8 protein-coding genes and 1 pseudogene are annotated in these 5416 nt (G+C 48.0%); 4 read left to right on the top strand and 5 right to left on the bottom strand.

What is annotated here, in order from left to right; translation table 11 throughout:
• The first annotated feature begins 39 nt into the window (after positions 1–39).
• A complete protein-coding gene (locus tag AAC147_RS01335; RefSeq protein ID WP_156115414.1) occupies positions 40–273 on the top strand; it encodes a hypothetical protein in 234 nt (77 codons plus the stop codon).
• Between the two features lie 1028 nt (positions 274–1301).
• Here the strand turns inward: AAC147_RS01335 and AAC147_RS01330 are convergent.
• The 4 genes from AAC147_RS01330 to AAC147_RS01315 are packed head-to-tail and all read right to left on the bottom strand — an operon-like array spanning position 1302 to position 3508.
• On the bottom strand, positions 1302–2321 hold the full coding sequence (locus AAC147_RS01330; RefSeq protein WP_369793166.1) for a plasmid replication protein: 1020 nt from the start codon (positions 2319–2321) through the stop codon (positions 1302–1304).
• Between the two features lie 20 nt (positions 2322–2341).
• Complete coding sequence (locus AAC147_RS01325; protein WP_047684864.1) at positions 2342–2629, bottom strand: hypothetical protein; 288 nt, start codon at positions 2627–2629, stop codon at positions 2342–2344.
• A 4-nt stretch (positions 2630–2633) separates the two neighbouring features.
• Positions 2634–3173: a conjugative transfer protein MobI(A/C) gene (mobI, locus tag AAC147_RS01320; RefSeq protein ID WP_047684861.1), complete on the bottom strand. Its 540-nt coding sequence runs from the start codon at positions 3171–3173 to the stop codon at positions 2634–2636.
• Entirely contained in the window at positions 3170–3508 is a 339-nt protein-coding gene (locus AAC147_RS01315; RefSeq protein WP_156115413.1) for a hypothetical protein, read from the bottom strand. Before AAC147_RS01315 ends, mobI begins: the two co-directional genes overlap by 4 nt.
• Positions 3509–3626: 118 nt before the next feature.
• On the opposite strand from AAC147_RS01315, the gene AAC147_RS01310 reads away from it, so the two are divergent.
• From AAC147_RS01310 to AAC147_RS01300, 3 genes are read left to right on the top strand one after another with little or no spacing between them, the layout of a single operon-like run.
• The gene (locus AAC147_RS01310; RefSeq protein ID WP_047684855.1) at positions 3627–4610 is read left to right on the top strand and encodes a ParM/StbA family protein; all 984 of its coding nucleotides are present in this window, start codon (positions 3627–3629) and stop codon (positions 4608–4610) included.
• A 16-nt stretch (positions 4611–4626) separates the two neighbouring features.
• Positions 4627–4920 carry a hypothetical protein gene (locus AAC147_RS01305; RefSeq protein WP_047684852.1) on the top strand — a complete coding sequence of 98 codons (294 nt, stop codon included), beginning with the start codon at positions 4627–4629 and terminating at the stop codon, positions 4918–4920.
• 1 nt (position 4921) lies between these two features.
• Positions 4922–5317 carry an H-NS family histone-like protein gene (locus AAC147_RS01300; protein ID WP_369793165.1) on the top strand — a complete coding sequence of 132 codons (396 nt, stop codon included), beginning with the start codon at positions 4922–4924 and terminating at the stop codon, positions 5315–5317.
• Here the strand turns inward: AAC147_RS01300 and AAC147_RS01295 are convergent.
• Positions 5242–5416 (bottom strand): annotated as a pseudogene (locus AAC147_RS01295) (IS5/IS1182 family transposase); the annotation flags it as partial. The gene AAC147_RS01300 and the pseudogene AAC147_RS01295 overlap by 76 nt on opposite strands.

The raw sequence follows: 5416 nt of genomic DNA, 5'->3' as shown, positions 1-5416 counted from the left end.
TTTGTTCGTAATTTGAGATGTGACTAAAAGACAGGGATTGTGGGGGATGCAGTACGGTCTGTTGAGCAAATCTGTTCTGAGGGAATATGCTCATGTTTCTGTGGCAGTGGTGTTGCTCTGTGGGTTTGGTTCATTCGTTGCGTTTCAGTGGTTCGTTGGAAGGATCTCTGGGAGATCGATCAGTATCATTTCGGTGATCAAAACCGTGATGTGCGAGTCTGGTTACTTTGTGCTGTCGGTGCTTGCTTTGCTGGTGATACTTGTCTTGTTTAGCCTTGCATACGAGACTTTTTTCTAGAAAAAACAACGCTGATTGCTTTTTGCTCAGTGAACATAAGGATAAATATAAAGATCTTTAGATCTTTGTATAAAGGATTAAAAATGGTTAAAGACAGGTTAAGTGCTCTAAAAACAGACATAACGCATTTATATTATTGATATTTTTCGTTTTATTCCGTGCAACGAACCCATATAGTTACGTGCAGCGTTCCCATAGGTTGCCGTGCAATGTTCCCATATATCTCCGGATCTTATCCACTGTTATCCACATGGAATCCCTCTTTTTTCCACAAAATCCTTACAAAACAGAGCATTCGTGCAATGTTCCCACATGTTTAAGGTGAAACGTGCAGTCGCCCCATATACTTTCTTCTGAACGTGCAGCGTACCCATATACTAATTTTGGTTATCTTTTGCACCGCGCAGCGTACCCACATGTGATCGTGCAGCGTACCCATATACCAAAACCTCGTTTATGCACAGGAAATGTGGATAACTTTTAGCTTCTTTTGTGTGCGCATGATCGCTTTTTGGGCTATTAGAGTCATTTTGACTACCTTTTTAAGTTTGTCCTGATCTGTCAATCTTTGTTCTGCTTCGTCAATCGTGCAGTGTTCCCATATATCAAACCTCATAATGTGCAGGTTCCCCACATCCTCTTTCCTTAACTATCAATACCTTAATAGCACCAACTAAGCACCGAGGCGCTTCTCCTCCTGTCATCAGGGTTTCTCTTGCACGATACAAGGGCTTCGTTTGTGATTACCGTGCAACGATCTCACATATAGAGTTCCAGCCCCGCTGATTTGGCTCCAGTTCGCAGCATCCGTGCAGCTCACCCACATACCGAGACATGTCGTTTCTGGCCTATCTGATGGTCGTGCCTTGTGTGATTCATCTAGCATAAAAAAAGGCGCTGACGCGCCTATCTTCCTGTTTCTCTGTGCTTGCCCTGGGGTGTATGGGAGCTGCTGGTGGCTATCTCCCTTTACGTTGGGGCTCATCAATGATGTTGTGGTCGATCAACCGTGCTTGATGGCTAGCCGCTCCGTTTGCTGCTTACGCTTGTTGGATGCCATCACCTGCTTCACGAAGTTCTCATGAGGCCTTATGACGTACCGCACGTCGATGACTTTGCGTCCATCCTTGATCTGGTTCGCATCGTAGCCGCTTATGACCTCTTGTTTGATGAGAGCTTCCAGAGCGAGCTTCATTGCTCTGACGTTCTCTGGCATTCGTGGGCTCAACTCACGAGGGCTCTGGGTCAGAAAGCTGATGAGTGAAGGCGTGTACGGCGAATCTGGGGAGGCTTGAGTCCAGTAGTGGCTCATTCGTTTGTAGATGTACCGGGCAAGAGGGGAGCGGATCTGCATTCCGATTTTGTAGTTGTATTGACGAAACGACAGATTCATGATCGATTCGTTCACCAGCGGATTGAACTGCACGTAGCACCGGGCGTTGCCGCCTTTTTTGCGAAACTCACCTCTGGTGGTCAGTCCCACCATCGGGAAGAAGCTGGAGCTGATGAAGGCCTCACCGTCATCACTGATACATTCGAGAGTCGCGCCGCGACAAACCTGGATTGCTTCCTTGATCTCGTTCAAGTTGTACCCGTGTTTCATCTTCGACAGCTCTTTTTGGAGTTCGTACAGAGTGAACATAACGCCAGCTTTGCCCTCGATGATATGGCCTTTGCCGTTCACCGCGAGCTTGCGTAGCGCATCCTCAAGGATTTCCTCTCGCTGTCCCGCGTAGATCAGCACGGTTCTTCCGTCATCCTTCTCGATGATAGCCGGTTTCACCTTCACAGTGAACTGTTGCCCCCTGATGGAACATTGTCGCGTCACTACAGCGTTAGACAGGTCTTCGTGTTCTCGCTTCTGGTCCCAAATGTACTTAGGCAGCGCGTCGTAGATTTCTATGGTGTTGGAGTAGTCATCTTTCTTGGCCGGAGATTCAATGATCTCAAACAAGCTCATCTGCGGTGAGTCTTTGATTACGTCGAGTTTCTCCAGGTCTTTGTCTTTGGTTCTCTTGCTCATGATTGTTCCGTCGATACTTTCTAGCTGGAGGTCCATGCCGCCAGCAGTGTCAATACTCCCGCTGCTACCGTTGCTGCAAACACTAATTGGTAGATGCGACGCTTAGCCCCCGCAGTGCTGTTCATGAAGCGCAGTGCTGCCGCTTCATACCGGAAATGTGCGAACTCACCCCGAAGAGTGTTATCAGTCCCCTGTGGCGATTGTGGGCGTTTTGCTGGGACAGGGCGAGGATGACTGACGCATTTCTTGATCATCGCTTCGCATTTTCCGAGCTTCGCAAGTTCAGTGGCTGCTACAGATGCTGTCATGTTGTCACACCTCGTCGTTATGTGTCTTGTTTAGCAGACGCTCGTACTCGTTAAGCGCTCGGCGAATTTTGGCTAAAGCAGTTGCTCTTTGTCTTAACGCGGCATACCTGCCTTCTACTTGCCGGATCAGCTCTTGTGCCCAGGCTGGTTCCTTCTTGAAGTGAGACATGCTGTATGCGTAACCGCGACCCTTTTTGATATGTGTCGATAGAACCCTTTTCTTTTGACCGGGAACCTGCTCGACAAATCTGTTGCGATACCACTCTGCAACGAGCGATACACCGAGGATACGGACCCGTGTGCCTACGCGCCCCTGTTCGTCCTCTGATGCTTCTTCACGCGCTGACTTGTGCGCGTTCCAGTACATGTCCGCTTCCTGCTGTGCTTCGACAGCAAGAACCGCTAAGGCGTGGTCCAGCTTGCTTCGTACCTCTGCAACAAACTCTCGACCTTCTGCCTCTAGCAGATCCTCTGTTATATCAGATCGTTCTTCTTCGAGCTTCGGATCTAGTAGATCTAGCCATCGCTCCGTTGGTAGACTCATTTCAAAACCCTCCCAATTCCTGTCCAATTCCTATCCACATAACTATCTATCTGGAATTTAAAGTTTATTATTCCATTAATGGAATCTAGTTCTGTCACTAGGCTAACCCATACTTGGAATTTGTCAAATTTTCCTCTATCTATCTGGAATCTTGCTGCCCTGATTCTTTCTATCTTCTCTTTGTGTAAATATACCATGTAAGATTCCAAATGTTTCGTTGCATCCCCAAGGTGGTGGGCGGAAAAAGGCTCTTGATGGGTGCTGAGGTCTGTTGCTCTGAACCTATCCGTGCACCGTTCCCATAAGTTTTCCTTACTCCTCAACCAAAAAGCCATCGAAAAGCAACCTGATCGCCCCTTTTGGGCAACTACAGAGATCATTTGTCCGCGCCTTTGGCTTTATTCTCTCTCCAACACTAGGAAAACAATCGAAAAGCAATCTTTGGAGGATTTCATGAATCAATTTGTTCTGGGTTTGGACATTGGCTACTCCAACCTAAAAATGGCAATGGGTCATAAAGGTGAGGAAGTTCGCACTATTGTTATGCCCGTGGGTGCTGGCCCATTGGAACTGATGCCACAGCAATTAACTGGTGGTGCTGGGACCAGCATTCAGGTTGTGATTAATGGGGAGAAGTGGGTTGCAGGCGTTGAACCTGATCGCCTGCAAGGGTGGGAGCGTGAGCTTCACGGTGACTACCCTTCGACTAATCCGTACAAGGCTCTCTTTTACGCTGTACTCCTGATGTCCGAGCAGAAGGAAATTGATGTGTTGGTGACAGGCCTCCCAGTAAGTCAGTACATGGAAGTCAATCGCAGAGAGGCATTGAAAGCTCGATTGGAGGGCGAACATCAGATCACACCAAAACGAACGGTAGCTGTTAAGTCTGTCGTGGTTGTGCCTCAACCTGCCGGGGCTTACATGGATGTTGTCAGTTCAACTAAAGATGAAGACCTCCTGGAAATCATCCAGGGAGGGAAAACTGTTGTCATTGACCCTGGATTCTTCTCTGTGGACTGGGTGGCTCTTGAAGAGGGGGAGGTCCGTTATCACTCATCTGGCACCAGCCTCAAGGCCATGTCGGTGTTGTTACAGGAAACAAACCGGCTAATTCAGGAAGACTACGGTGGTGCGCCAGGCATTGAAAAGATCGAAAAAGCTATTCGTGCCAGTAAGACCGAAATCTTCCTCTACGGTGAAAAGGTATCGATCAAAGACTACTTCAAGAAAGCCTCAACCAAAGTCGCTCAAAACGCATTGGTCCCTATGCGTAAGTCAATGCGTGAAGACGGTATGGATGCTGACGTAGTTCTGCTGGCTGGAGGAGGTGCCGAGGCATACCAAGACGCGGCCAAGGAGCTTTTCCCTAAAAGCAGGATCGTACTGCCCTATGAATCCGTGGCATCCAATGCCAGGGGCTTCTGGTTCTGCGGCTGATGGATAGGAGGTCGTGGTGGCTGGTAGCAAATGGGATGGAAAAATATCTAATCTGAATATATCGGAGCAAGGCTTTCCGGAGCTCTATCGTGAACTGTCCCAGATGCAGCATAAGGCGCGTAGTGATCGGCTCCGTGCCCTTGCTCTATTGGGTCTTTATTCTCTTCGATTTTCTGACAACATTGGGTCTTTTGAGCAACAGAGTTTAGTACGTCAACCTGCACAATCCCAACCCGAGTCCGTGCAGACTGATACTAAACTGAACTCTAAACGCGATTCACTTAAAGGAAAACTGATGGGCTCCGTATGACATGAAAGACCACGAGGAGTTCTCTACGCTATCAGCGGCTGAACGTAGAGAGTTAATTATCGCAGAGTTAAAGCGAAAAAGCCGAATTCGCACCCTGTTGCGAGGACTCCCGTTAGATGAAGTTCGGGAGATAATAGACAGAATGAAAGGTGTTCTTAATGAACTAGAGGAGGAGTACAGAAAGCGAGAAGAAGAAGAAAAAGAAAAGAGAGCTCAGGCCAAACGGATAATGAGCGACATGGAATCCTGCGGCGTGGACATCAACCTACTCAACGAGATGTTCACAAGCAAATCAGAACCTGACAATGCTAGATATTGTCGTCATGAGATACTTAACCAAAGAGCAAGGCAACGGATTTGGACCGCGGCAAGAAACGATGCACTATTTTTGGCATAGCGGGTTGCTATGCCACGCCAGCGTTTAAGATGAAGAAACGCATTTTCAACTAAATGCCTGAGTCGATAGAGGTCTCGAGCATATTCTCGTTTCACTTTG

This window comes from Xenorhabdus sp. NBAII XenSa04 (assembly GCF_963866145.1).
In the GTDB taxonomy this organism is placed as follows: domain Bacteria; phylum Pseudomonadota; class Gammaproteobacteria; order Enterobacterales; family Enterobacteriaceae; genus Xenorhabdus; species Xenorhabdus indica.
The sequence above is the reverse complement of the archived record's forward strand: the minus strand, read 5'-3'. Positions and strand labels throughout refer to the sequence as shown.

What these genes read in the sequence shown, in the direction of transcription:
- AAC147_RS01310 (WP_047684855.1), top strand. Translation starts at nt 3,627, where the DNA reads ATGAATCAATTTGTTCTGGGTTTGGACATTGGCTACTCCAACCTAAAA.
- AAC147_RS01300 (WP_369793165.1), top strand. Translation starts at nt 4,922, where the DNA reads ATGAAAGACCACGAGGAGTTCTCTACGCTATCAGCGGCTGAACGTAGA.
- AAC147_RS01315 (WP_156115413.1), bottom strand. Translation starts at nt 3,508, where the DNA reads ATGGCTTTTTGGTTGAGGAGTAAGGAAAACTTATGGGAACGGTGCACG.
- AAC147_RS01330 (WP_369793166.1), bottom strand. Translation starts at nt 2,321, where the DNA reads ATGAGCAAGAGAACCAAAGACAAAGACCTGGAGAAACTCGACGTAATC.
- AAC147_RS01325 (WP_047684864.1), bottom strand. Translation starts at nt 2,629, where the DNA reads ATGACAGCATCTGTAGCAGCCACTGAACTTGCGAAGCTCGGAAAATGC.
- mobI (WP_047684861.1), bottom strand. Translation starts at nt 3,173, where the DNA reads ATGAGTCTACCAACGGAGCGATGGCTAGATCTACTAGATCCGAAGCTC.